We start from the raw sequence: 25,539 nt of genomic DNA on the forward strand, positions 1-25,539 counted from the left end.
AGGGCAGATCGTAGAGCAATAAATCGGAGCCTATTTTCGCGAACTCAATTTCAATCGCAAGCGCGCCGCCGCGCGGTCGATCCCTTCGCGGGTCAGGCGATCAATCACCATCGGTGGGATCGACTCCTTTTTCTCGGTCGTGACCAAGAAAAAGCAGTAAAGCATCTCGTCGTTCGTCTCTTCCCCCCAGGTAACGCGCTGCGGCGGTGAGCTGGGATTGGATGGGTTCTCTTCCGAGTTATCGTAGCTCGCTTCTGAGACAATCTGCGTTCCCTTGGGCAGCTGAAACGGTTCGGCGAAGACGTACTCGTCTTGCCAGTTGAAATCCCACTGCGGGACGTGGATCAAGTCGCGGGTCGTGCCGTCGGGCAAATGGGCGACCACGTTCATCGTCTGACCTAGCAAATGCATGTGCGGGATCATGCTGAGCATCGTGACGTCTTCGGTGAGCGTGTAGGAGGCTTTCAAGCGATAGTCGCTCTCGCCGGGCTTGATGTCATGCATGAACGAAGAGGTCCACAGGGCGAACGCTTCCTGCTTCGGCTTGTCGACAAAATAAATACCGACTTTCGAGCGATCCTTTTCGGCCTTGCCGCTGGGATGGTAATGAATCTGCATCACCAGGTCCGAGCCTTTGCCCAGCAAGCGGCCGAGTCCTTCCGGCAGTTTGCGCGGCGTCTTGCCTGGCGACCAGCCGCCGATGCTGCCGGTCGGCAAAAAGCCGGGACCGCCGAAGGTGCCGTAGCCCGGCTCAGGCGTTCTTTCGTCTAACATCCGAGCCGCGCCGTTTTTATCCAGATAAAGGAGCGAGTGATGGACCACGCTCGGTGCGCCCGGCTTGAACTCGACCGTTGCGACGAACTTGTCTTCCGGCACGTCAATCGGAATGACAAAGTTTTGATACAAGTCGCGACCGTCCGCCGGCACTGCAAACTCGGCCGGCATCTCCACAATCAAGTCAGGCTCGCCCAGGTACCAACCTTCCGGAAATTTCGGCAGTTGCGGCATGTCGGCCAGATCCCCTTGGGCCCGATTGGTTGCGGCCCATGCTTTCAGAACGGCGATCTGCTTGTCGGTCAGCGTTCGCTGCCCTTCAAACTCGCCATGCCGCTCGGCTACTTTCCAAGGCGGCATCAGGCGCGACTGGCAGACCCGCGCGATTTGCCGAGCGCGTTTCGCCGCGTCTTCGTAGGTGACCAACGAAAAGGGACCGACTTCTCCGTCACGATGACACGTGACGCAGTTGGCGTACAAAATCGGCGCGACATCGCGGGTATAGGTCACTTCGGCCGCTTCGTCTTCGAGCGGTGCGTACGATTCATAAAAACAGCCGACCGCTTCGGTAACGGCTGCTTTGACCGGCAAACCGGCGACGACCGCCGCGACGGCGTCGGCCAAGGTGTTTTCGCTCGCTTCGGGACGTTTACGGCCGATCTCGCGATACATGTCATCAATGCGACCGCGATAGACCAGCTTACCGTCGGCATCCAGTACAAAGGCTTCCGGCACAAACTTGGTTTGAAAACGCTGGCCTAATTGGCCATCTCGATCGACCAGAATCGGCAGATCAATGGAGAACTCTTTCGCGAACTGACGGATCTCGGCCGGCGTGTCGGTCACATCGGCCCAGACGGCTCGTAGCGAGACTTTGCTCTCGGGCGTATTCCACTGTTTATCGAGCCGGCCGAGCAGCGGAAAATAGCCGCGAGAGATCGGACACTCGCCGGTGACAAAGACAAAAACGCGGGCCTGTTTGGGCGAAGCGGCGGCCAAGGGGTGGATTTCGCCGGTAGAGTCGAGCAGCGAAATATTCTCGGCCAACGGCTGTTGAGGGCTCGTTTCGGCGGCTTGCAGGCTTGTCAGAGACAGTAGCAGAAAAATCAAGCTGGCGACTGCGAATCGATCCATGTTCAAGATCCTCACTCCCTTTTGGCGACAGGTGGAAATCGTGCCCCGCAGCGACCGGCCGAGACAACAAGATTTCAGGCGTTCACTATAGACTTACCCAGGCCTAGAGGGCAAAGGTTGCGTAGCGAATGAATTTTCTGGGAGAATCTAGAGAGACCGAAGAAGGGCGTGCGAAAAAGGGGGTCAGACCCCAGTTTCGCGGCGAAATTGGGGTCTGACCCCCTTTTTCAGCGCCCTGCCTGTGCGGGGCGCTTTGAACGGAGAGGAATTGTTGGCGGAGTTCCGACTTTACTCGTCGTCAGCTCGCAGCCAGGGAGTCAGGCTGAGCGTGCAATCGCACAATTCCGACTCGGTGAAATAAAGGCCGATTTCGCGAGCGGCCGCTTCGGGACCGTCGGACGCGTGGACCAGGTTCATTTGGCGGCTGCTGCTGAAATCGCCGCGGATCGTGCCGGCGGCCGCTTTTAATCCGCTGGTCGCGCCCAGGATATCGCGGATAACGCGAATCGCTTCCAGACCTTCCAGCACCAGCGCTACGACCGGCGACGCGGTGATGAACGCTTCCAAACCAGGATAAAACGGCTTCGAGACATGTTCGGCGTAGTGCTGTTTCGCCAGATCGGGCGTAATTTGCATCAATTTCATACCGACGATGTTCAGCCCTTTGTCTTCAAAGCGGCTGATGATCCGGCCGATGAGACGGCGCTGGACGCAATCGGGTTTCAGTAGAATAAGCGAGCGTTCCATATCTATCTATTCTCCAAAGCGTGGCTGAACCGAGCGATTTTAGAGAATCCTCGCTCGCGGCTCAACCGCGGGGCAGGCGGCAAGGGAAAGAAAATAGGCCAGCTTTGCGGGCTGGCCTAGTAGCTGTTTGATCGAGATATCGCCTAGTGCTGGACGAATTGTCCGGCGTCGACATCGTCGGTCGTGTCGGTCACGGCGCCTGGGTCGCGAAACCGATAGCCGACGCCGCGAACGGTTTCGATCAATTCGGCTTCATCGGCCATCTTGCGGCGGAGCGCTCGAATATGGACGTCGATGGTTCGTTCCATCACGACAGTATCTTCGCCCAAAGCGGCGTCGATCAGTTCCGAGCGTTCAAAAACGCGGCCCGGCTGACGGGTCAGCGTTTCGAGCAGGCGAAACTCGCTGCGCGTCAGTTGCAGCGGGCGACCGCTGGCGGTTGCGCGATGTCGGCGACGATCGATCGTAATCCCTTGGGAAGCGATAACGTCATCGAGCGAGTTGTCAGCGCCACGTTTGCGACGAACCAAAGCTTTGATTCGTTCCAACAGCACTTTGACGCTAAACGGCTTGGTGACGTAATCGTCGGCGCCCAGCGAGAAGCCGATCAGCTGATCCGACTCTTCCGACTTAGCGGTCAGCATCAAGATCATGATGTCTTTGGTCGATGCATCCGCTCGCAGTCGACGACAAACTTCGTGACCGTCGATGACCGGCAGCATCAGATCGAGAATGACCAGATCCGGAGTTTTGATCTGGGCCTGGGTAAGTCCGTCTTGGCCGTCGTAAGCCGAGATCACTTCGTATCCGGCTTGGCGCACGTTGTACGCCAGGACGTCGGCGAGAGAACGGTCGTCTTCGACGATAAGAACCTTCAAACGGGCCATCAAACAATCCCCAACGTAATGTTGCATTAAAAGGTGGATAGGTGACTAACTCGACAGTAACTAACTCGACAGGCCCGGCTGGTGCCGGACAATTTCGCCGTCGACCAGATAAATAACATCTTCGGCGATATTGGTTGCATGGTCGGCGATTCGCTCGATATGGCGACTGGCCGAAAAACAGTGCAAACCCGGCTCGATCTCGAACGAGGAGATCTTCATCCGGTCTTGCAACTCTTGAATAATTTCGCGATTGAGCAGGTCGACGTCGTCGTCCAATAGACGAACGTTCATCGCGGCTTGACTATCGAGACCGACGAACGCGTCGAGCGCTCCGGCGACCATCTGCCGCGTGATGTTGACCATCCGCTCCATCCGGAGCGGGATCTCAAAGTTCGGATATTGCACCAGGCATTTGGCCCGCTCGGCGATGTTGACCGTCAGGTCGCCAATTCGCTCCAAATCATTATTGACCTTCATCACCGTCGCAATTCGTCGCAGGTCGACGGCGACCGGTTGATGCAGCGCCAGCATCTTCAGGCACTCCTCTTCGATCACCACTTCCTTTTGGTCGGTCAGCTCGTCCGCGGCGATCACTTCTTCGGCCAACGGGAAGCTGCGGTCGTACAGCGACTTGATCGACTTTTCGATCATCTCTTCCACCAACCCTGACAGCGACAAAATCTCCCGGTGAAGAGAGTCGAGGTCGCGTTGCAGATGGCGGCTCATCGGGTGCGATCCAAAATGGGGGGCCGGCTGGATAGCCGGGGGGTAATTCTCCTGATGAGCTAGAATCTAGTCGCCAATTGTTAACTTCATGTTAACACCAGGTGAGCGACTTCGTTAATTTGTAAAAATCATCCCCGGGGAAGCCGCACCGTAAATTTGCTTCCTTCCCCTACCTGGCTTTCGACGGTCACGCCGCCGTTCATCGCCTGGGCGGTATGTTTAACGATCGAAAGCCCTAGACCGGTTCCCCCCATTTCGCGCGAACGAGCCTTGTCGACTCGAAAGAAACGCTCGAAAATCCGCTCCAGCGCCGCTTGCGGGATGCCGATCCCGGTATCCTTGACGGTGATCGCTACGTGCGACCCTTCCAACCCCCAAGCGACATCAACCGCCCCCCCCTCCGGCGTGTACTTCATCGCATTGTCGATCAGATTGCCTAAGATCGTGCGAACCCCTTCTTCATCCCCCAAGACGGAAATCTCCTCCTCAGGTGGATGAATTCGGAGCGCAATCTGACGCGCCGTAGCGACATCGCGCTGCACTTGCAGCACATTCTCAATCACGTCAGCGATCGGCACTTCGGTAATATCGAACGCTTCTTCCCGCGATTCGATCCGAGCCAGATGGAGCATGTCTTGAATCAGTTCGTGCAGTCGATCGGCCGAATCCATGATCTGCGACAGAAAGTAACCACGGTTCTCGATATCTTCGATCGCGCCTAGCTGCAGCGTTTCGGTATAAGCGCGAACGGCCGCCAGCGGCGTTTTCAGTTCGTGGGAAACGCTCGACACGAACTCGCGCCGCATATTTTCTAACCGCCGCAATTCGGTGACGTCATGCAACACCATCACGACGCCGGGACAAGGATCGCCAGGCAAGCGATTCGCCTGCAGACTAAGCGTACGTCGCGGCGTGGTCGAAACTTCAAACTCATTGCGATACGGTTCGTCACTAGCGATCGCCGCACGAAACGACTCATCCAACGACCGATTGCGCGTCAGCTCTAACAACGGGCGTCCCACCGCGTCGTCCGCTCGAATCGCCAACAACTTTCGGACGGCGCCGTTGGCCAACAGCACGCGCTGCTGGGCGTCGACGGCGATGACCCCTTCCACCATGCTGCCGAGAACGGTTTTCAAACGGTTCGATTCGCCGGTCAGTTGATCGACGCGCAGATCGATCGCGGCTTGCATTTGCGAAAACTGTCGCGCGGTCTCTCCCAGTTCATCTTCCGCCGCCGCCCAGACATGTCCGGTATAGTCCCCGTTCGCGACGCCGGCGCAGGCGCGAGTCAATTGTTGAACCGGAGCGACGATCCGCTCTTCAAATCGACGTGCAATGAAATAAGCGCCGGTCAAAATAACGATCCCCAGCGCCATCGATCCAATGGCCAGGCGATAGGAAGCATTCAGGCCGCCGGCCTCAACATCCTGCCCGACGCGGACATAGCCGACGAGCTTCCCTTGATCTTCGATCGGCAACACGATGAAATAAAACGGGCGCCCCGGTAGTTGCGGATCGCTGGCCGCTTCGCCGATTCCCGTTTCGGCCGCCGCTCTGAATTCAGGCAAGCGCAGAACGTTCGCCATCCGCGCCGCCTCTTGCCGCGTATCGATCAGCACTTTGCCATCTAAATCGGCGACGGTGACGTAAAGCTCGGACTCTTTGGCTTGCGAGTGGACCAACGCGTTCAACGCTTGCGGGTCAAACGACAAACCGACCGCTTCCAACTCACGACGAAAGAATCGCGCCGAGGTCTGCAGCGAGTCAAGTTGACGCAGTCGGGCTCGCTCCATGCCGTCAAGAAAAAAGAGCGCGATCGCACCGGTCGTAAACAGGAAAATAATCAGCCCAAGCCAAAAGAAGAGGGCCCAGCCGATTCGAGATTGCAGCATTCCTGAAAAGGCCTTCGTGCGACTGAGGGAAGTGGGGACGCGGCGAAAACGGGGTAACCGTATCCCAACAAATTGGGCGTAATCTCGTAACCTAGTCGGATCTCGTGAAAATGAGAAGCCTCTTCACGGGAACTTCTTGCGGTTACGAACGTAAAAAAGGGGCGCGTCCCGAAGAACGCCCCCCCCTGTTTGCATTTTTCCGTTGTCGCGATCCGACTTAGACTTTGACCGTTTTGCCTGGAATCGGCGTCGGGTACGGCGAACCGTCGACGCGGGTCGGCTTCCCTTCGGCGTTCGGCTGAACCGGCGCTTCGGTATCCATCGAAGTAATTTTGTCGAAGTCGGCCAACGTATCTTGCGAGTTGAACGCTTCGTCCCAACTGAGGTTGCGGCCTGAGTAGGTCGCCATGCGGCCGAAGATCGCAGTCATCGTGCTCATCGCGCCATATTCGGCTTCGTTCGGGATCTCGCCGCGACGCAGCTGCGCGAACAGGTCGTGATGTTCTTCCTGGTGACCGTTGCCGCCGCCGTTGCCAAACTCCCAAGCGACTTCGCCGTTGGGCTTGAAGATCTTGGCGCCGCTGATATCGCAGTACCCCTTGGTGCCGTGGGCATGTTCCGAAACGCTGCTCCACGTCTTCGGAATATGGCGACAGCAGCTCATCATCTTCGTCCCTTCACCATAGGTGAATTCAATCATATGGTGATCGAAGATCTGACCGCTGTCTTTGCCAACGCGAACTTCACGTCCTCCCATCCCTTCGGCCATGGTCGGATAGCCCTGCATCAACCAGTTGATCACGTCGAGGTTATGGATGTGCTGTTCGACGATATGATCGCCGCAGAGCCAGTTGAAGTAGTACCAGTTGCGCATCTGGTATTCGAGCTCGGTCTGCTTGGCGTCGCGGGTGTTCATCCAAACGCCGTTGCTATTCCAATAAGCCCGCGCGAAAACAATGTCGCCGATCGCGCCGTCATGCAGACGTTTGATCGTCTCGACATAACGGGGCTCATGGTGACGTTGCAAACCAACGGCGACTGCCAGGTTCTTTTCTTTGGCGATTTCGTTGGCGGCCAACACGCGACGGATGCCGGGAGCGTCGGTCGCAACCGGCTTCTCCATGAAGATGTGCTTACCGGCGTTCACGGCCGATTCAAAGTGAAGCGGGCGGAAACCGGGAGGAGTCGCCAGAATCACCAGATCAATGTCTTGTTCCAACACCTTCTTGTAGGCGTCGAAGCCGACGAATTGACGCTCTTGCGGAACGTCGACTTTGTCCGCATGTCGCGAGGTGACGCCGCGCAGACACGATTGCAGACGATCGCCGAACGCATCGCCCATCGCGACCAACTTGGTCGGGCCTTCGGTGTTCATCGCTTGCGTCGCAGCGCCGGTGCCGCGTCCGCCGCAGCCGACCAGACCGATTTTTATGACATCACTGCCGAAGACATGCGCCGCACGGGCCATGCTTAGCGAGCCAGACATTGCGCCGCCGGCAATCAACAAAGACGAGCCGGTTTTGATAAAGTTGCGCCGCGACGACTTCGAAGCGTCGCTGGTTGGTTCGGCGGCAGGTTGTAGGTTGGACTCTTCAGACATGAGGTGCGTATCCTCCGGATCGTAGAGATTTAGGTGCAAGAGGTGAGAAACATCAGGCAGGAGAGGGGAAGTTAGCAAACTCACAGCCTAAACTAGTTTCTGCCCCCAATCAATCAGATATTACGCAGAAGTCCCTTCCCTAATCTACTTTTCGCGTCAGCGGAAAGTCCCACGAAATCGCTTCAAGCGGACGATCTCGCGCAATCCCAAGAGCGCATCCCCCTGAACACGCAAAAGGGGGCTTTTTGGGGGCAGGATCTTCCGCACTCAGCGAATTGTCGACTTCGTTCACCGGACGCAGCGCCGCCGCTTGAAGATCTGGCGATCGTTTCGTAACACTTTTTTGCGGCAGGCATCAAAACCGAAATCCAATTCTGATTGCTTCCAGCGGTTGAACTTCGTTCGATCGGGCGTGGTTTTGCCGAATTTCTGCCGCGAGGATCGGCATACGATGTGCATTAGGGTTGGGAAAATCTTTGCGCACCCCCAGGATTTTCGCCCATCATGGATATGATCGCCCCCCCACAGGAAGTCGCTACAGAACGTTTTTTTCAAGATGTTGCGGCCGGCCTCTCCGCCGCCTCCAAATCGCTCCCGTGCAAATACTTTTACGATCAACGCGGCTCTCAGCTGTTTGATCAGATCTGCGAGCTCGACGCGTATTATGTCACGCGGACCGAAATGCAGATCATGCAAAGCTTCGCTGCCGAAATGGCGGCGGAACTTTCGCAGACGGAGACATTGGTCGAACTCGGCAGCGGCAGCAGTGTGAAAACGCGGTTGCTGCTCGACCAGATGGATCGTCTTGCTGTCTACGCGCCGGTTGATATTAGCGGAGAGCATCTCTATCAAACGGCGATAGCTTTAAAACGCGCTTACCCGCATTTGGACATCGCGCCGCAATCGGCCGATTTTACGCAGCCAATCTCCTTGCCTGAGCATCTTCCGCAAGACGGTGTCGCCGCGTATTTTCCAGGTTCAACCATCGGCAATTTTGAGCCTGACGAAGCTGTCAAATTAATGCAAGCAATCGCGACGACCTGCGGCCCAGGCGGAGAACTGCTGATCGGCGTTGATCTAGCGAAGCCGGAAGAAGTGCTCCTGAATGCGTATGACGATCCCCAGCAGATAACCGCCGCGTTCAACCTAAATCTACTTCGTCGCATCAATCAAGAGCTGGAGGGAAACTTTGATCTTTCCCAGTTCCGTCATATGGCGATCTTCAATGCCGAGGCGAGTCGAATGGAACTCTACCTGGAGAGCCTGGTCGAGCAAACTGTCTCGGTGGGAGAACATGAATTTCAGTTCTCCGCCGGCGAACGAATCTTGACCGAGTACTCTCACAAATACTCGATTGCCCAGTTTACCGACTTAGCCGCCGCGGCCGGTTTCACGATCGAAGCATCTTGGACCGATGACCGCGAATACTTTGCGGTGATGTTGCTACGCGTCCTCGGGCGTTAGCGCCGCATGCGTTTTTCTCGCAGGCGCTCCGGCGATCTGGCGCCTGTGCGAAATACGCATGGACGATTAAATCGATTTCGCCAGGCGTATCCCGCTGAACTGCCAACGTTTGTTCGGACCAAAAAAGTTGCGATAGGTCGCGCGGATGTGCGACTGCGGCGTCACGCACGATCCGCCGCGCAAGACAAACTGGTTGCACATGAATTTGCCGTTGTACTCTCCCAAAGCGCCTGCCGATGCGCGATATCGCGGGTACGCGGTATAGGGACTTGCCGTCCATTGCCAAACGTCGCCAAACAACTGCTGCATCGGATCTGTATCATCCAGCGATGCCGGCAAGGGGCGAAACTCTTCGCTTTCCAGAAAAACGCCATGGATCGAGTCTTGCGACGCCAGCTCTGATTGAGCCGCCGCTTCCCACTCTTGTTCGGTCGGTAGGCGATTGCCTGACCAACGAGCAAACGCATCCGCTTCGTAATAGCTGACGTGATGCACCGGCTGCGCCGGAGAAATCGGCGACAAACCACCGAGCGTCAATAGCAGCCATTGCTCCCCCTCTGATCGCCAGTAGAGGGGCGCGACCACTTGTTGGCTTTGCAAAAAGTTCCAGCCGTCCGACAACCACCACTGCGGATCTTGATAGCCGCCGTCGGCGATAAACTTGAGATACTCGCCGCAAGTGACCAAACGCGAAGCGAGCACATACGGCTCTAGTAAGGTCTGGTGCGCCGGTTGCTCATTGTCGTAACAAAATTGGTTTCCGTCGTAGCCGATTGAGCAGATTCCTCCTTCATACGCAATCCACCGCAGTTCGGCCGTAGCCGTATCACGGATCGCGGCTTGATCCACATACGCCGGGCAAAGCGGATTGCAGGAAAACGCATGCTTCAAGTCGGTCAGCATCAGCTCTTGATGCTGTTGCTCGTGATGCACGCCCAGTTCGATCACCGCCAACAGTTTCGCTTCGATCGATGTCGCCAACTCGTCGATACGCTCCTCGACATACCGGCGGTACTGCAGCACCTCATCGACCGTCGGCCGCGACAACAATCCGCGTTGCGAACGGGGAAAGGGACGCCCTACCGTGTTGTAGTAGGAATTAAACAGATACTCAAACTGCGGCCAGGGCGAGACGTAGCCAGCGATCGACGGCTGCAGCACGAACGTCTCAAAAAACCAAGTTGTGTGCGCCAAATGCCACTTGATCGGGCTGGCGTCCTCCATCGACTGCACCACATAATCTTCGACTTCCAGCGGCGCAACAATTCGCTCCGAACGCTGGCGTACTTCGCGAAATTGTCGCATCAAGGATTCAAGACGGGTGTCGACGTCGGTACTCATCGCGGCTGGCTCCAAGCTGTTTCGTTGTACGAAAGAGATTTTACCCGCCAATTTAAGGCATATTCCGTACCAAAACGAACAGACATCGCCGACTTGGCGGACAAAGAGAGAAGCCCAGGGGAATTCGCAATTAGCTTTCCGGCTCCAAATAGAGATCGCGAATGGGAATCGAGCGAAATCGAGAAGAAACCTTGCCTCCTCCGCCGACGTAATAAGTCATCAGCAAGCGGCCCTTCCAGAACAAGACGCTGGTATAGGCGTACCCGTAACCTTTCTCCGCTTCCACATTGCGGCGCAATCGCCAGGTCTTCCCTTCGTCAGAACTAATCGCCAGCGTCAGCGGATTGCGTGCTCCGCCGTGATGATGCCCTTTTTCCAGGTTATCATTCCAGATCAGCAACAGATCGCCGGTCGAGGGAATTCGCCGAATCGTCGCCGGCGCTTCCGGGCCTGGCACTCCGAGCGATTGCGGCTCGCTCCAAGTTTCGCCGCCATCTAGCGAGATCGATTGCGCGATGTGCCCTAGCTGATTGCGAAAAATCATCATCACCCGATTACCGTCGATTTCCACCACTTCCGGCTCCATCGCGCCGCGCTTGGGATAGTCGACGCTTTCCTGGCCTAGCCGCCAGGTTTCTCCCCCATCATCCGAGAGACAGCATTGGCAAACGAAATGATTGACTCGCTGTACGTCTTCGGTCGACGCCAAGGGAACGATTAAACGCCCCGTCGACAGACGCGTGACACGATCGTTATTGAGGATGTGATAGCCTAAATGCGGAGAAACGCGGATCGGATCACCGAACGTACGACAGTCGTCATCTGAGATGCGTAACATCACCCGGATGTCGCTGTACGAATTTTTGTTGAGATAGAACATGCCGATCGGGCGATGCCGTTCTGTCGGCGGCGCAAGATGGCGGAGCGTCACGGACATCACGTTGAGGCTCCCCGTGTTCGGTTGCAGCACCTGCTTCTCGCCCCAAGTCAAACCGCCGTCGTTCGATCGCCGTGCGACGATCTGCGCATCAGCATGATCTGAAGATTTGCGAAATTCGGTCACCGCATATAACAATACGTCATCGTTGAGGCCGATGACCGAACCTTCGCTATAACGCGGAAATTCGGGAGTCGCCGGAAAAACATTACGGGCAAAGTTCGCCGTCTGGTCGCTTGCCGCGGCGTCGTTGCGGTGCGCTAGTTTCAAAATCGCCTGAGCTGTGAGAATCGCCGTCCCTTCGTCGGGGTCGGCAAGCAAGCGAATCAATTCAGGCCGAGCGGTTGCAATTCCGGCTTCGCCGATAAACTTGATCGCGTCACTGCGCACCAGCGGATCGGAGTCTTGCAGAAAGTTGGGTAACGCACTACGCGCCGTCTCGTCGCCCAACAGCGCAAGAGCGGCGTCAAACGCCAACCGATCACGGACCGTACGAGCGTCTTGCTGGCGCATCTTCAACAGCGCCACGTCGTCCGTCTCTCCCAGACGCGCAAGCGCCCCCGCGGCAAGTCGGGCATCTGGCCATTCCGCTTGCTTGACGACTTCGCGCAGTTTTGCCGCCGCCTGAGGATTGCCCCATTGCGCTAATGCAGCGGCTGCCAGGATCGTTTGGGCGTTGACGTTTTGCAACTGATCGTAGCGTTTTCTTAAGATGCGTCCCTCGCCGATTTCATCGATCTGAAAGAGCGCGTCACAGGCGACAGCCTGGGTCTCCAATGCGACGTCGTCTTGCAACGCTTGCACGAGAATGGCGAGATACGAACGCTCGCCGGCACGCACTAATTCTCGAGCCAACTCACACTTGCGATCGCTCCCTTTTGTCTGCTTCAATTTCGGCGACAAAGCGGCGATCACTTCTTTTTGCTTACCAGCAGCAGTCAAACCTTCGGCGGCGTTCAACAAGTTGGCGAAACTCGAAGACTGAAGACCGCGTTGTAGAATCTCCAAACTACGTTGCTCTGGATTTTCCACCGCCGACGGTTCGTCTGCCAGGAGCGCCGAAGTAGCGAATAACATTGCGGCGCAAACGAACGGAGCGCTGCGGAACGTGTTGCTCCAGAGAAATCTTAAATTCTTCATCGGTACGCCAAATGAAAGAGATGGTGGTTGAGCCAACAGCGTCGCCATATTAACTTCGCCATCGAGAGGACGATTGGATTATTGAGGAACGTCGCAAGCCAGCGCTGCTCGAGAGATCGCCTGTTGCACGATCGGCAAGCTGCGAAACCGTTCTTGCTGGGGCGGCGAAAGCAACCGGAGCGGCTTGGGAGCCATTCGGCCCGGAATGCCGCGCAGATTGAGCAACTCGGAGGTCGTGGAAAAGATCGACGCATCGATCGATTGCATCGCCGCCAGCAACTCGTTGAATTGATTTTGAATTTGCGTGACGGCAAACCAGTCTTCGTTGCCGAGTGCGGTTTGCAGGTCGCGAATCCAGTGAGGCGCAAACCCGAAGACCCCGTCCAAATGCTCGCGGACGCCTGCTTTTAACAACACGTCCAGCATCGTCGGCTGCGCGATGATTACCCGAAATTGATCCGATTGCTGCTCCAGCAACGGGCGACTCTGGGCGAAGTGATCCGAACATTTGATTCCATGAATATTCGGGTGTTCGCTCAACGTTAGCACCGTACTAATCTCCAATTTCGTCCCGGTCAGGCGCGGAAGATCGTATAGGAAGAGCGGCTTTTTGCTGGCGTCCGCCAAGTCGGTGAAATAATCGACCAACTCGGCTTGGGTAAACTTCAAGAAGTAGGGGCTGATGATGACAAGCCCGTCGATCGGCAGATTCTCAACCGCACGAATTCGAGCCAAAGTGGTCGACGTACCGGTGTCGCCCACTCCCACCAACAATTCGGCTCGCGATCCGCTGATGCGAACGCTCTGGGCAACCAATTGCAGATACGCTTCCATCGACAGCATTTGCATGAACCCCATGGTTCCGGCGACTAATAGGCTGTCGATGCCGTTCTCTAGTTGATCCTCGATATGCGTTTCGAGGCCAGCGACGTCAATCGCGTCCTCTTCGTTGAGCGGGGTACAGAGCGCGGTGATGAACTTCGTAGCTTGCATGCGAACCCTGGCAATGAAAAGTAATCGGGAACTTAAAATGGTATGCGTTGACTCAAAGCCGTCGCATTCGACTGGGCATGTCGTTCGCGACGCAGCGAACGGATAACAACTTGCAGTAAGCCTCGGTCATTTGCCGTAGAACCAGTCGACGTCGATCCGCGCCAAGTGGACGCCGTCGTTGGCGTGGTAAGCGATCAAGGCCGTGCCGTCCTCCAAAAATTCAACGCATTGATAGCCAAAATCGTTTTCTGAATCTTGCACGATGTTCCGCTGATGAATGAATGTCTCACCTTCATCCTGGGAGATCGCGGTCGTCAGCGCCGAGCGGACCACCAGCTTAGGATTCGATTTCAGCGCAGAGCGTTCGCTGATCCAGACGAACAGCAAGTCTCCGGTCGAAGGAATCCGCCGCACCGTCGGCAGACCGGCGTACGGCATTTTTAACGCCGGGATCATTTCGCCTTTCGACCAGGTTTCGCCGCGATCGCTCGAGAAGGCTTTGACGGGATGCCCGCTGTAGGTTCGGGCAAACATCATCAGTCGGCCGTCGCGCAGTTCGACCGCATCCGGTTCTTGAACTTCGATTTTCGCCGACGCGTATAGGTCGACCACGTTTTTGCTGGGATACCAGCTATACCCCTGATCGTCCGAGTAAAATGTAAGGCCGACATACCCGTTGTGATCTTGCGAGCTGGGAAGATATTTTTTGTTGGCGGCGACGGCGATAATCCGGCCATCTTCCAGCATGAGCAACTTATCGTTGTGAATCAGCGTGTAGCCGGAATAAGGCGTCAGCGGAAATTGCTCGCCCCAAGTCGCACCATCGTCGGTGCTGCGTCGATAGAGAGTTCCCGCATAATAGGGCTTGGTCGGGTGAGTCGTGTAGTTATAGGACAACAGCAGATCGCCGTTGGTTAGTCGCAGCAAACTCGGATGGTTGAACCGGCCGGGGTCGGGCGCCACCGGCTGCGGGACCAAGATCTTCGCCTCGGTCCAGGTTCGTCCTTGATCGGTTGAACTCTTCGCGACGATGCCTCCCTCGGGGCCGTATTCCGTATAGCAAAACAGGAGCGAGCCATCTTTCCGCTGGATCATGTCTCCATTGATGCCGCGATACCCGCGAGGCTTATTCGGTTTGACGACCAGGTGGACGCTCTCGATCGTTTCCGTCGCTTGGATCGCAGCAGGAAGACCGAAATTCCAAGCTACAAGTCCGATCGCAACGATGATTATCAGCAACGGTTTCATGACAAAGCTCTCTGGCGGGTTGAGGTCTCAAAGCTGTTTCGAGCGGGACTGGCGAGCAACGCCAGCTATCCATTTGGCAGGACGACGCTGCGGCTAAACATGCGTCGGGTAGTCTTCTGGAAATTGGCGACGCTTGAACGAATAGGGGGAGCATTGATGAAACCAACCTCCATCAATTTCAATACAGGTTCCCGTGATGTAGGCCGAGTCGGGTCCCGCCAACGTGACGATGCTGCGAGCAATCTCCGCCGGCGTTCCGTAACGCTGAAGCGGGATCATCTGCTCCACCGCCTGACGAAGTTCCGCTGCAAGCGAATCGCCGTCGGCTGCAACGTATTGATCGTTTAAACGGGTGTCGATCGCGCCCAAGTTGACTGCCAGCACGCGCACGCCAGAAGGTCCATACAGCGTCGCCAACTCGTAGGTCAGCGCATCCAGACCTCCCTTGGCGGCGATGTAAGCGGGACTGACGCCGGCCGCGAACTTCGATTGAATGCTGGAAACGTTGACGATCACTCCTTGCCGGCGCGCTTCCATAAAGGGAGCGGCCGCTTGGGCGAGAAACGCCGGCGCGGTCAAACAAACGCGGATCGTTTTCTCCCACGATTCGCGGGAAATCGATTTCATGGTCGTCACGTCGCGCCAGGCCGCGTTGTTCACTAGGACGTCCATTCGCCCAAACTTTTCCAGACAATCGCGCACCGCCTGTTGGGCGAAGTCTAAATCACCGAGGTCGCCAATCGCGGTTGCGACCGATCGGCCTAGTTTTTCAATCGCTCTGACCGTGTCCGCCAACGCCGTAGCGTCGATATCTAACAGATAGCAGTCGTAACCACGCGCGGCGAACTCGAGCGAGGTCGCCGCGCCAATTCCGCCTGCGGCTCCGGTAATCAGTACGGTCGGCGCGTCAGTCATTCAGATCTCTTTTCCGTCTATGGATGCGATCGGTACGCGTCGGCCGAAAGTCTTAGAACTGCTCTAACACTTCGCCGCCGTTGCGCGTGGTGAGCCCCGATAGCAGCGTTTGATCGATTGTTTCCGGAAAGAACCGAACCGAGCCGTCCGCCAGGGCGAAATGAGCGCCGCCGGGATGGAAGCTCGAGAACCCTTGAGGGCGCCATTCGAAGGTTCCGCCGCCGGGAACCGTGAACGGGCCGTTGATCCCGGTGGACGTATCCAAGGTGTTGTAAACGGCGTAGGTGTTCGCGTTATACGTCGTTGTACTGCTGCTGGTCGCTTGATTCGGATCGCCTGTGACTTCGCCGACGAACAAAGTATTGGAAGTACCGTCGATGATGTCGCGAAAATTGGTTTTCGACAACGCGTAAAAGATTCCATTACCATCAGAACGGGGACGCAAACCCACGGTTCCCGAAGAATTGCAGCGCCAGTCGCGTGAATCGGCCACGCCGGCCATATCCGAGCGGGGAACTGACTCTACCCCCGCAGAAAAGGCCGGATTCACCATGGTGTCAGACTGCGGATTCGAGGCGCACAAGTAGACCGGAACCGGCCCCAATGCGATCTCCGGCTCATAATTCGCTTGCGTTTGAATTGGCGCCGCAACATTAAAGTTCACCGCATCGTAGCGCGCGTTTTGCTCGAGAAATGGCAACGTGTGAACGCCCCAGGAGAAGAAGTGCGTACCCGTAAAACCGCTGCAACCACCGCTGATTCCGCTTCCCAAGGGAAACGTCAGATGCGTGTCATGATAGTTATGCAACGCGAGTCCAACCTGCTTAAAATTCGCCGAACAAGACAATCGCCGCGCGGCCTCGCGCGCCTGCTGAACGGCCGGCAGCAACAGTGCAATCAGCACGCCGATGATGGCGATGACGACCAATAGCTCGACTAACGTAAAACCGTTGCGTCGAGATTTCGAGCTGTTTCTACAAAACATCGCGCGATCCCCTGGAATAAGAAATGAAATGAGAAAAGGTAGAATTGGAGGTTTAAAATTCCTGATAGCTTTCTTTAGTCGTGCGGATCGCCGCCGATCGCACTTCGCAAGAGATCCTTCGTACGAGCGATGTGCCGTCGCAGCAGATCGGAAGCGGCTTGAATATTGCCGTCGTGCAGATCAGCCAGGATCTGGCGGTGCTCTTGAATCACGCCGATCTCTTTCTGCACTCGGACGTCGTCCGGAACCGGCGCTAAAAAATAAATATGCTGCGCCGAATGAGAGAACATTTTGACCAGAATCTCGTTTTCCGAGAGTTCCAGCAACTTCTGATGAAAGAGGAAGTCCGACTCGCAAAACCCCATGGTCAATCCAGAGTGATGCAAGTCTTCCATCGTGTCACAGATCTTATGCAGCGGGGCTAAGTCTTTTCGCGCTGCGCCGGGAGCAAAGGAGATGTCGATCGCGCCGAGTTCCAGGACGATCCGCGCGTCGATCAATTCCTCATACCGAATCTCTTCGAGCGTCGGCACAAAAAAGCCGCCTGTCGTCCGCCGCGTTAATAGTCCGTCATGCGCCAGCAGGGCCATCGCTTCGCGCAAAGCGGCTCTTTGGGCGCCTAGCCGCTGCGACCACTCCACTTCGGCCAGACGACTCCCCACAGGGATCTGGCCACACACCAGCATCTTGCGCAGCGCGGAATAGCACTTTCCGCTCGCGTTCATCAAAACAGGTTGGTCGAGTCGCTTTTCAGTAATCATGTTTATCACTCTACTACGCTATGAGTACAAAAACAAGCCTTTTTTGAACTCACGCAAAAATTCCAATCGGTTTCAATAATTTCTGACACAAACGACCGACGATGCGAAGAAGTCCCTAGAAATCACCTAAAATCAAGGACAATCAGCGAACTTCATTGATCCCCAACGAAACCCAAGCCGCCTGGGCGGCTTGGTGACCACCCAGAAATGAGTACATTATCTGCTTGATTTTGTGCATCAGAATGTGCTAACCTTAAAAGCGTCTTAAATTGGGATTTTCATTTTCTCATGGGCGCCTGATCTTCACTCTTCTTCTGGGACGTTCTGTATGCTCAAGCAATTTCCTCTGTTCGGCCTGGTATTGCTCGTTGTCTTGGGAGCATTCTCCTCGGGCGGATGTACGCAAGAAGCAGGACTCGAGCGACGGATTGTCGCCGGTCATGTCACCTATCAAGGCAAACCGATCCCAGCGGGAGAGATTCGCTTTGTCCCCATGAGCAAAGGCCCCGTTTCCGCCGCATTGATTCGCAACGGCGATTACGAGGTAACGCATCGCGGTGGGGTCATGCTGGGCAACGCCAAGGTAGAAATCGTCGTCACCTCCGCTGCAGCGCCGGTCAGCATGGAAGAACTCGACAGCCTGGGGACGACGCGAAACTCCATCGTCATCCCGAAGCAATACAGCACGGAGTCAAAATTGCAGGTCGACGTTCAACAAGGAGAAGGAAAGCAGACGCTCGACTTTGATTTGACCCAAAAATCCGCCGCCGCAGCCCCAGCCTCCCATAGCCCGGCGGTCAGACTATCGCACCTCTGCTAATCCGCAACTGCCTGCGACCGGCGGTCGCTGCGTTGAATCTCTACCGGACGCGACAATCCCGTTCTACGAAAGCCCAAGCATGCAATTAACGTCCGTCGTCACTCCGCTCTCGGACGAAAACCTGGCCCGCGTAGCGCAGCTGGGCGTGACGAACGTTGCGATCCGTTACCCAGGCCCGCGCCAAAAGGACCTATTGGCGATCCAAGCGCGTCTAAGCCGCTTTGGCCTGAAGATCGCCGCCATCGAAGGAGAGCTGCCGATCCAGAACGCCATCCTGGGAACGGCGAACCGTGACGACGACCTGGCTCAGATGAAGCAACTTCTCGAGAATCTGGGAGCAGCGCAAATCGGCGTCTGCTGCTACAACTTTATGCCGGCTTCCGACTGGGTAAGAACGGGACGCCAAGTTCGTGAGCGCGGCGGCGCCTGGACGACTTCGTTTCGCCTGGCTGACACCGACCAGGCCGCTTCCTTGCATGCCGTCTCCAGCACGCATGCCGGCGCTGCCGTCACAAGGGAGCAACTTTGGGAGAACCTGCGGGCCTTCTTAGCCGAACTGCTGCCGGTGGCCGAAAAGTCAGGCGTCGCTCTGGCGATGCACCCCGACGATCCTCCGCTGGCCACGTTTGGCGAGCATGCGCGGATCATGAACTGCGTGAATGACTTCGAGCGATTGCTCGAGCTTTCTTCCAGCCCCAGCAACGGCATCTGCTTCTGCCAAGGAACGTTCGCCGTGATGGGGGTCGATATCCCCGGCACGATCCGCAAGCTGGGAGATCGCATTCGCTACGTTCACTTCCGCGATTCGCACGGAACGGCGGATGACTTTACCGAAGCGTTTCATGACAACGGTCCGACCGATATGGTCGCCGCGATGCACGCCTATCACGACATCGGCTTTCAAGGCCCAATTCGCCCCGATCACGTTCCGCAATTGACCGGCGAAGAAGAGGGGGATCCCGGCTACACCATGCTGGCGCGGTTCTTCGCCTTTGGCTATATCCGAGCGCTGATTCAAAGCGCCGAATATGGCTTGCAGCGCCGATAAAAGCCTGGGGGGCGTACGAATTCAAACGGAGCGGCGATTTTTCTTTTTTCCAGCCTCCACAGGCTTGCTCGAAACGGAGGACCAGAAGAGACTCAGGAGAAGGCCAGAAGCAACATGTGACAAGCTCACTCTCGGAAAAATAGAGATGGAACAAGCTTCAAACGCCGCTAACAAGAAAGTCGCCGCCAAGCGATTCCTTCTCATTGCCGTCATCGCGTTGGTTCCGATCTTGCTGCTGCTTCTGCGATATCGCTCTCATTTGGCCTGGAAAGTGATGGAGCACCAACTGGAACTGCGGGACGCCTTCGAATCGCCGACACGCCTGATGCCTTTAGCCACAATTCCCACCCAGTGGCGCAAAACCAAAGCAGCCGGCCTGAACTTGGCCCTTCCCAGCGATATGACGCAAATCCCCCTGGAAGACATCGAGGCCCTCCTTTTTGAGAATGAAGAACTCCGGGTTTTCATTTTCCCTCGCCTGCCAATCACGGCCGGCGATCAAGCGTATTTGCAAAAAGCAACGGAATTTTCGCCAACCCAACGTGAATTCACCTGGCCGAGCCTTCGCTTCGAGATCTTCCAAAAGAACGTCGACGATTTCCGCTGGTCAATGACCAACAAAGAAGTGCTGTGGCACTTCTACTGCATGAACATTCGCTGCGATCAGCCAGGCCAAAAGGTCGAAGGATTTTTCACGAACGACCTGGATGGTCTGTTGGTCACCGAGAACAACACCGCCAGCTTCGATTGGCAATCCAATTTGAAGCCCTATGACGGACTGCTGCAATTCGCGAGCAAGCAGGGCGAGTTGAACCTCGATCACGTTCGCGCCATTTGCCACAGCATTGAATTGGATGATAACGACTAGTTTTCTAAGCGGCGCCGGGACGCAGCGTAGATTCACGTGGGGCGAACGTAATGGGTAATTTTTTTCCCAAGCTTCTCGCAACACGTGCTACATCCCCATGCATGGACGCCGGGGCCCATTTTGTCGCTTGACATAACGCACGGACCAGAGATCCACTAACAAGGAAATCCCGAACCGGCAGACCGCAATCGCTCGGCGACCAAGAAGGCCGATTCGAGGACGCTTTGCTGCGCGATGCTGCTTTCCATCGCTGATCTACCAGGGATCTGGACAGAGACAGCGAAAAAAATCGCAGCGGTCCGGTCCAACTAGTTAAGCCGTAGGGCAGGCCGTGCCTGCCGCAGCGAAGATGTCCCCAAACTAACGCACAGGCAAGCTGGGAGATGTAATGACAAAAATTTCGGCAGTCCGGTCCAACCTTTGTCCGGCCTCAGTCCAACCTGAGATAGTCCAGAACAACTAATTTCTAAGGCCGAATGTCTATTGAAGAACGAAAATCGATACTGCTGATCTCCTTCATTAGACATTCGGCCTTCGTCATTCGACATTTTGACCAAACAGTCCGGTCCTGAAATGAGGCCGTCGCGGGGGGATATCAGACAACACGGCTCACCGAGCCGTGGCACGCAAGAAAGGAAAAACGGCAGCAATGCTTGAGCGCTGCTGCCGTACAAATTTCAAGGGAGTCGCTGTTGGCGTTACTACGCTTCCAACAACATCCGAGCCGGTTCTTCGATCGCGTCGCAGATGCGCTTCAGGGTGAGGACCGCTTCGCGGCCGTCGACCATGCAGTGATCGTAAGTCAGCGCCAAGTACATCATCGGGCGAATCACCACCTGACCGTCGCGAGCGACAGGGCGTTCCTCGATCGAGTGCATGCCGAGCACGCCGCTTTGGGGCGGATTGACGATCGGGGTCGACATCAGCGACCCATAGACGCCGCCGTTGGTGATCGTGAACGTACCGCCGGAAAGTTCGGCGGCGCTCAAGCGGTTTTCGTTCGCCCGGACGGCGAAGTCGGCGATCGCCAGTTCGATCTCGGCAAAACGCATCCGCTCGGCGTTCCGCAAGACCGGCACGACCAGCCCTTTTTTGCTGCCGATCGCGACGCCGACGTGGTAGTAGTCGCGATAGACGATTTTGTCGCCGTCACGGATCTCGGCGTTCAGGGCCGGCTGTTGCTTCAGCGCGTCGATCGTCGCTTTGATGAAGAACGACATGAAGCCCAGCTTGACGCCCCATTGATCGAGGAACCATTGGCCATATTTTTTGCGCAGCGCCATCACGTTGGTCATGTCGACTTGATTGAACGTGGTGAGCAGCGCGGCGTTTTGCTGAGCGCTTTTCAGCGTCTCGGCGATGCGGCGGCGGATCAGCGGCATCGGCACGATCTTTTCGCCTACTTGCGGCGCCAAACTCGTTTCGGCTCGCGGCGCGAGCTCTTGGCTCTTCACCGGAGCGGGCGCAGGAGCCGGCTTCTTCGGCTCTTCGGCCTTAGCCGGGGCGGGCGCGTGCTTGGTTTCGGCTTCGCCGTTGCTGCTGGCGGACGACTTGGCCGGCGTCGACGACGAGTTGATGATCGTCGGTCGCGAAGCTTTGCCGCGGCCCGAACTCGCAGCCGGAGCGGGGCTCGGCGCCGTTTTTTCGACTTCGGCGGCGGCGGGCTTCGCGGCTGGCGCGGCGGCCGGAGCCGCAGCGCCATCGTCCAGGATGCCGATCACTTCACCGACGGTGACCAAATCTCCTTCACGCTTGAAGATCTCGCGCAAGACCCCTTTGGCGGGAGCAGGCATTTCCATCGAAGCCTTGTCGGTTTCGAGCTCCACTAGGAACTCGTCTTCACTGACTTCGTCCCCTTCTTTCTTCATCCAGCGGCCGATTTGAACCTCTTGGATCGACTCTCCCGCTTCGGGCACTTTGAGTTCAATGCTCATTGGTTTGTTTAGTTATCTAATTGGCTAGTAGGTGTGGAAGGTGATTATTTCACGCGGTTAGTCGGCGAAAGCACGCTCGAGCAGATCCGCCTGTTCCCAAAGGTGAGCGCTTTTTGAACCGGTCGCAGGACTTGCCGAACGTGGTCGTCCTACTACCGTCAACTCATGGTCATCGATGCGATGGCCGGTAAATCGAGTCGCCCAATGCGGCCAAGCGCCCATGTTGAGCGGCTCTTCCTGAACCCAAGTCACCGGGCAATCGCTGGCGTACTCTTTCAGCGCGTCGGTAAACTTGCCGGCGCGAAGCGGATGCAGCATCTCGATCCGTAAGATCGCCACGTCGTCGAGCTGATGCTCGTTGCGGTAAGAGTCCAACTCGTAATAGAGCTTGCCGGTGCACAGCAACACGCGGCGCACTTTGGCCGGATCGCATGTTTCGTCCGGCAAAATCGGCTTGAATTCTCCCTCGGCCAAATCGGTCAATGACGAAACGGCGGAAGGATGACGCAACAGGCTCTTCGGCGTAAAGATGACCAGCGGCTTGCGCCACAATCGCAACGTCTGGCGACGAAGCAAGTGGAAGTATTGAGCCGGAGTCGATGGGTAAGCGACCTGGATGTTGTCCTCGGCGCCGATCGCCAGGAAACGTTCCAAACGGCCGCTGGAGTGCTCTGGCCCCTGCCCTTCGTAACCGTGCGGCAGCAGCATCACGATACCGCTGAGACGGTTCCATTTGTCTTCGGCGCTAGAGATAAACTCGTCGACGATCACCTGGGCGCAGTTGCCAAAGTCGCCAAACTGAGCTTCCCAAGCGACTAGCGCTTCGGGGAAGTCCAAGCTATAGCCATAGTCAAAACCAAGAACGCCAACTTCGCTGAGCGGGCTGTTGAGCAGTTCCACCGGCGCTTGATCGCCTGACAACTTCGAGAAGATGTTGTGCGTCTTGCCGGTGACGACGTCATGCAACACGCCATGCCGCTGACTGAACGTACCGCGTTGAGCGTCTTGCCCTGACAAGCGGACGCGGCGCCCGGCCATCGACAAGCTGGCGAACGCGAGCGCTTCGGCCGAAGCCCAGTCGAGCGGACGCTTGCCGTCTCCCATGGCGCGACGCGCTTCCATTTGGCGAGTCAGCTTCCGATGCAGATGGAACCCTTTGGGGATTTCGGTCAGCTTGACCAACATCTTCGACAGCTTTTCGACCGGCATGCCGGTATCCGGATCGTCTTCACCGACTTCCGGCTGCGGCCCGCCAAAGTAACCTTGCCAAACATTTTGCGGATGACGATCAGCTTGGGCCAGCTCTTTGCCGATTTCATATTCGGTCTGCAAGAATTCGTGATGCTGGGTGAGCATCTCATCCGCTTCTTGAACTTCAAACTGCCCCAGTTCGACCAGGTTGTCGAGGAAGCGATCGCGGATCGAGCGATGATGCTCGATCGCTTGGTAGAGCAGCGGCTGCGTGAAGCTCGGTTCGTCCGTTTCGTTGTGTCCGAAGCGGCGGAAGCAATACATGTCGATCACCACGTCACGCTGATGCGTACGTCGGAATTCCAGCGCCAGCGAAACCACTTGCGACACCGCCGCCGGGTTTTCGCCGTTGACGTGGAAAATCGGCGACTGCAACATGCGAGCGACGTCAGTCGCATAGATCGTCGAGCGCGAGTCGTGCGGCTGCGTCGTAAAGCCCAGCTGATTGTTGACAATCACATGCAGCGTTCCGCCGGTGCGATAGCCATGCAGTTGACTCAAGTTCAACGTTTCCTGAACGACCCCTTCGCCGGCGAATGCCGCATCGCCGTGGATCAACACGACGGCGCCCATTTGGCGTTCGGCGTCGCCGCGGCGATCTTGCTTGGCGCGCATGCGTCCCAAAGCGACCGGATCGACGTACTCCAAGTGGCTCGGGTTAAAGCAGAGCGAGACGTGAACCTTTTTGCCCGAAGCGGCCACATAGTCGCCGCTGGCGCCCATGTGATACTTCACGTCGCCGCCGCCGATGTGGCGTTGGGGATCGGAATCTTCAAATTGCGAGAAGATCTCACGCGGAGGCTGACGGATCACATTGGCCAACACGCTGAGACGACCACGGTGCGGCATCGCCAACACCAGTTCGCTGATCCCCTGTTCGGCGAAACCATGGATCGCCAGGTCGAGCAGCGGAATCAAGGTCTCGGAACCCTCGAGCGAGAAGGTCTTGGCGCCGAGGTATTTTTTGCGAACGAATTCTTCAAACACCATCGCTTCGGTCAGACGCTGCAAGATTCTGCGCTGCGTGTCGCGGTCAAGCGACGAGTCGCGATCGTCCCCTTCCACTTCTTCGATCAGCCAACGCCGGACGACATGGTCGTCGATGTGCTGCAGCTGAATACCAACGTCGCCGCAATAGACGCGCTGCATCCGCTCGAACAACTCACGCACCGTCGTCAGGATGGTCTCGCCGTCTCGATCGACGTAGACCGAGCGATCCAGGTCGCTCTCTTTGATATTAAACTGATCCGGCGACAGCGGAGGCGCCGGCGTGGTCGTCAGCCCCAGCGGGTCGAGCCGTGAGTGCAAATGACCGTAAGCCCGGAACGCAGTGATCATGCGGTCGACGCAGAATTGCAGCAGCGCATCAGCGCCGACGGCCGCTCCCCCTTTGATCGCGGCGTGGTCGCCGTTGACCGCGACCGGAGCGCCGGTCGGGTTGAACATGCTGGAGGTGGTGATCTGCGGGGCCAAGTTGGTCAGCGCTTCCGCGTCGCCGTTGGCCTGCGGCAATTTCCCAAACCATTCGCGCCAGTCATCCGGAACGCTGTTGGGATCCTCCCGGTAGGCGTCTAGCAGCTCCGCTGCGTAGGCCATGTTTTGAACATCAATGTCAAGACGCTTCGAAAGTGGAGTGCGCATTGGTCGGGTTGTTCCCGTGTAGTGGTTAAGCCTTGAAGGAAGGTGCGCGACGATGTCTTACGGTAAGTCGTGTCGTAGGTATGCCGGTCGTTTTCGGTAATTCAGTCTTTGGGTGAAAAGGAGTTCGCTGAATCGGAGTACCAAAACCGGGGAGGACGTGCTGCGTGATTCGGAACTAGCGCGAACATGAGTAACAGCAGCCCTACGACAATCTCGTTTTGCATTCCTGGTCCAGGGGACCCTTCCAATCCGAAACGCCCAAAGCCGATTAGCCAGATTGCTACGACCGCCGTGAACAAGTGTGCATGTCTTGTCGGTCGCCAATAGGATAACAGCGAGGCGCCGCCAACGCAGATGGCCGTAACGTAGTCGTTCCACCAAAGTGCGCGTGCGCTATCTGAATGATGAAATATAAACGGACTAGCCGCCA

The 25,539-nt window shown here is 56.8% G+C and carries 19 protein-coding genes; 4 read left to right on the plus strand and 15 right to left on the minus strand.

The window, feature by feature from the left end:
* Window positions 1-30 precede the first annotated feature (30 nt).
* The 6 genes from M4951_RS15205 to M4951_RS15230 all read right to left on the minus strand — a co-directional run bounded on the left by M4951_RS15205 (window position 31) and on the right by M4951_RS15230 (window position 7,763).
* Window positions 31-1,908 carry a redoxin domain-containing protein gene (locus M4951_RS15205; protein ID WP_262022504.1) on the minus strand — a complete coding sequence of 626 codons (1,878 nt, stop codon included), beginning with the start codon at window positions 1,906-1,908 and terminating at the stop codon, window positions 31-33.
* A gap of 288 nt (window positions 1,909-2,196) precedes the next feature.
* Window positions 2,197-2,655 (minus strand): nucleoside-diphosphate kinase, encoded by a 459-nt coding sequence (gene ndk, locus M4951_RS15210; RefSeq protein ID WP_262022505.1) that lies wholly within the window; start codon window positions 2,653-2,655, stop codon window positions 2,197-2,199.
* A 143-nt stretch (window positions 2,656-2,798) separates the two neighbouring features.
* Complete coding sequence (locus M4951_RS15215) at window positions 2,799-3,542, minus strand: response regulator (protein ID WP_262022506.1); 744 nt, start codon at window positions 3,540-3,542, stop codon at window positions 2,799-2,801.
* Between the two features lie 60 nt (window positions 3,543-3,602).
* Window positions 3,603-4,268, minus strand: a complete 666-nt coding sequence (gene phoU, locus M4951_RS15220) for a phosphate signaling complex protein PhoU (RefSeq protein ID WP_262022507.1) — start codon at window positions 4,266-4,268, stop codon at window positions 3,603-3,605.
* Between the two features lie 128 nt (window positions 4,269-4,396).
* On the minus strand, window positions 4,397-6,163 hold the full coding sequence (locus tag M4951_RS15225) for an ATP-binding protein (protein WP_262022508.1): 1,767 nt from the start codon (window positions 6,161-6,163) through the stop codon (window positions 4,397-4,399).
* Between the two features lie 217 nt (window positions 6,164-6,380).
* Window positions 6,381-7,763: a Gfo/Idh/MocA family protein gene (locus M4951_RS15230; RefSeq protein ID WP_262022509.1), complete on the minus strand. Its 1,383-nt coding sequence runs from the start codon at window positions 7,761-7,763 to the stop codon at window positions 6,381-6,383.
* 504 nt (window positions 7,764-8,267) lie between these two features.
* Here M4951_RS15230 and egtD point away from each other — a divergent pair.
* Window positions 8,268-9,227: an L-histidine N(alpha)-methyltransferase gene (egtD, locus tag M4951_RS15235; protein ID WP_262022510.1), complete on the plus strand. Its 960-nt coding sequence runs from the start codon at window positions 8,268-8,270 to the stop codon at window positions 9,225-9,227.
* A 66-nt stretch (window positions 9,228-9,293) separates the two neighbouring features.
* Here egtD and egtB read toward each other — a convergent pair whose 3' ends face one another.
* The 7 genes from egtB to M4951_RS15270 form a co-directional block, all read right to left on the minus strand.
* A complete protein-coding gene (egtB, locus tag M4951_RS15240; protein ID WP_262022511.1) occupies window positions 9,294-10,568 on the minus strand; it encodes an ergothioneine biosynthesis protein EgtB in 1,275 nt (424 codons plus the stop codon).
* 130 nt (window positions 10,569-10,698) lie between these two features.
* Window positions 10,699-12,645: an exo-alpha-sialidase gene (locus tag M4951_RS15245; RefSeq protein ID WP_262022512.1), complete on the minus strand. Its 1,947-nt coding sequence runs from the start codon at window positions 12,643-12,645 to the stop codon at window positions 10,699-10,701.
* 78 nt (window positions 12,646-12,723) lie between these two features.
* Window positions 12,724-13,638 carry a dihydrodipicolinate synthase family protein gene (locus tag M4951_RS15250; RefSeq protein WP_262022513.1) on the minus strand — a complete coding sequence of 305 codons (915 nt, stop codon included), beginning with the start codon at window positions 13,636-13,638 and terminating at the stop codon, window positions 12,724-12,726.
* A gap of 126 nt (window positions 13,639-13,764) precedes the next feature.
* A complete protein-coding gene (locus tag M4951_RS15255; RefSeq protein ID WP_262022514.1) occupies window positions 13,765-14,886 on the minus strand; it encodes a sialidase family protein in 1,122 nt (373 codons plus the stop codon).
* A 93-nt stretch (window positions 14,887-14,979) separates the two neighbouring features.
* Window positions 14,980-15,801, minus strand: a complete 822-nt coding sequence (locus M4951_RS15260) for an SDR family NAD(P)-dependent oxidoreductase (protein WP_262022515.1) — start codon at window positions 15,799-15,801, stop codon at window positions 14,980-14,982.
* 52 nt (window positions 15,802-15,853) lie between these two features.
* Complete coding sequence (locus tag M4951_RS15265; protein ID WP_262022516.1) at window positions 15,854-16,786, minus strand: DUF1559 domain-containing protein; 933 nt, start codon at window positions 16,784-16,786, stop codon at window positions 15,854-15,856.
* Between the two features lie 74 nt (window positions 16,787-16,860).
* Window positions 16,861-17,547 (minus strand): GntR family transcriptional regulator, encoded by a 687-nt coding sequence (locus M4951_RS15270; protein ID WP_262022517.1) that lies wholly within the window; start codon window positions 17,545-17,547, stop codon window positions 16,861-16,863.
* Between the two features lie 328 nt (window positions 17,548-17,875).
* On the opposite strand from M4951_RS15270, the gene M4951_RS15275 reads away from it, so the two are divergent.
* From M4951_RS15275 to M4951_RS15285, 3 genes are all read left to right on the plus strand, one after another.
* Window positions 17,876-18,367, plus strand: coding sequence for a hypothetical protein (locus tag M4951_RS15275; protein ID WP_262022518.1), 492 nt, complete (start codon window positions 17,876-17,878; stop codon window positions 18,365-18,367).
* A 79-nt stretch (window positions 18,368-18,446) separates the two neighbouring features.
* Entirely contained in the window at window positions 18,447-19,415 is a 969-nt protein-coding gene (locus M4951_RS15280; protein WP_262022519.1) for a mannonate dehydratase, read from the plus strand.
* Window positions 19,416-19,560: 145 nt separating this feature from the next.
* Window positions 19,561-20,283 (plus strand): hypothetical protein, encoded by a 723-nt coding sequence (locus M4951_RS15285; protein WP_262022520.1) that lies wholly within the window; start codon window positions 19,561-19,563, stop codon window positions 20,281-20,283.
* 701 nt (window positions 20,284-20,984) lie between these two features.
* On the opposite strand, the gene odhB is transcribed toward M4951_RS15285, so the two are convergent.
* Together odhB and M4951_RS15295 are read right to left on the minus strand one after the other, a co-directional pair.
* Window positions 20,985-22,217 (minus strand): 2-oxoglutarate dehydrogenase complex dihydrolipoyllysine-residue succinyltransferase, encoded by a 1,233-nt coding sequence (odhB, locus tag M4951_RS15290; RefSeq protein WP_262022521.1) that lies wholly within the window; start codon window positions 22,215-22,217, stop codon window positions 20,985-20,987.
* A gap of 57 nt (window positions 22,218-22,274) precedes the next feature.
* Window positions 22,275-25,109, minus strand: a complete 2,835-nt coding sequence (locus M4951_RS15295) for a 2-oxoglutarate dehydrogenase E1 component (RefSeq protein WP_262022522.1) — start codon at window positions 25,107-25,109, stop codon at window positions 22,275-22,277.
* Window positions 25,110-25,539: the final 430 nt, after the last annotated feature.

This window comes from Blastopirellula sp. J2-11 (assembly GCF_024584705.1).
Classification (GTDB): Bacteria; Planctomycetota; Planctomycetia; order Pirellulales; family Pirellulaceae; genus Blastopirellula.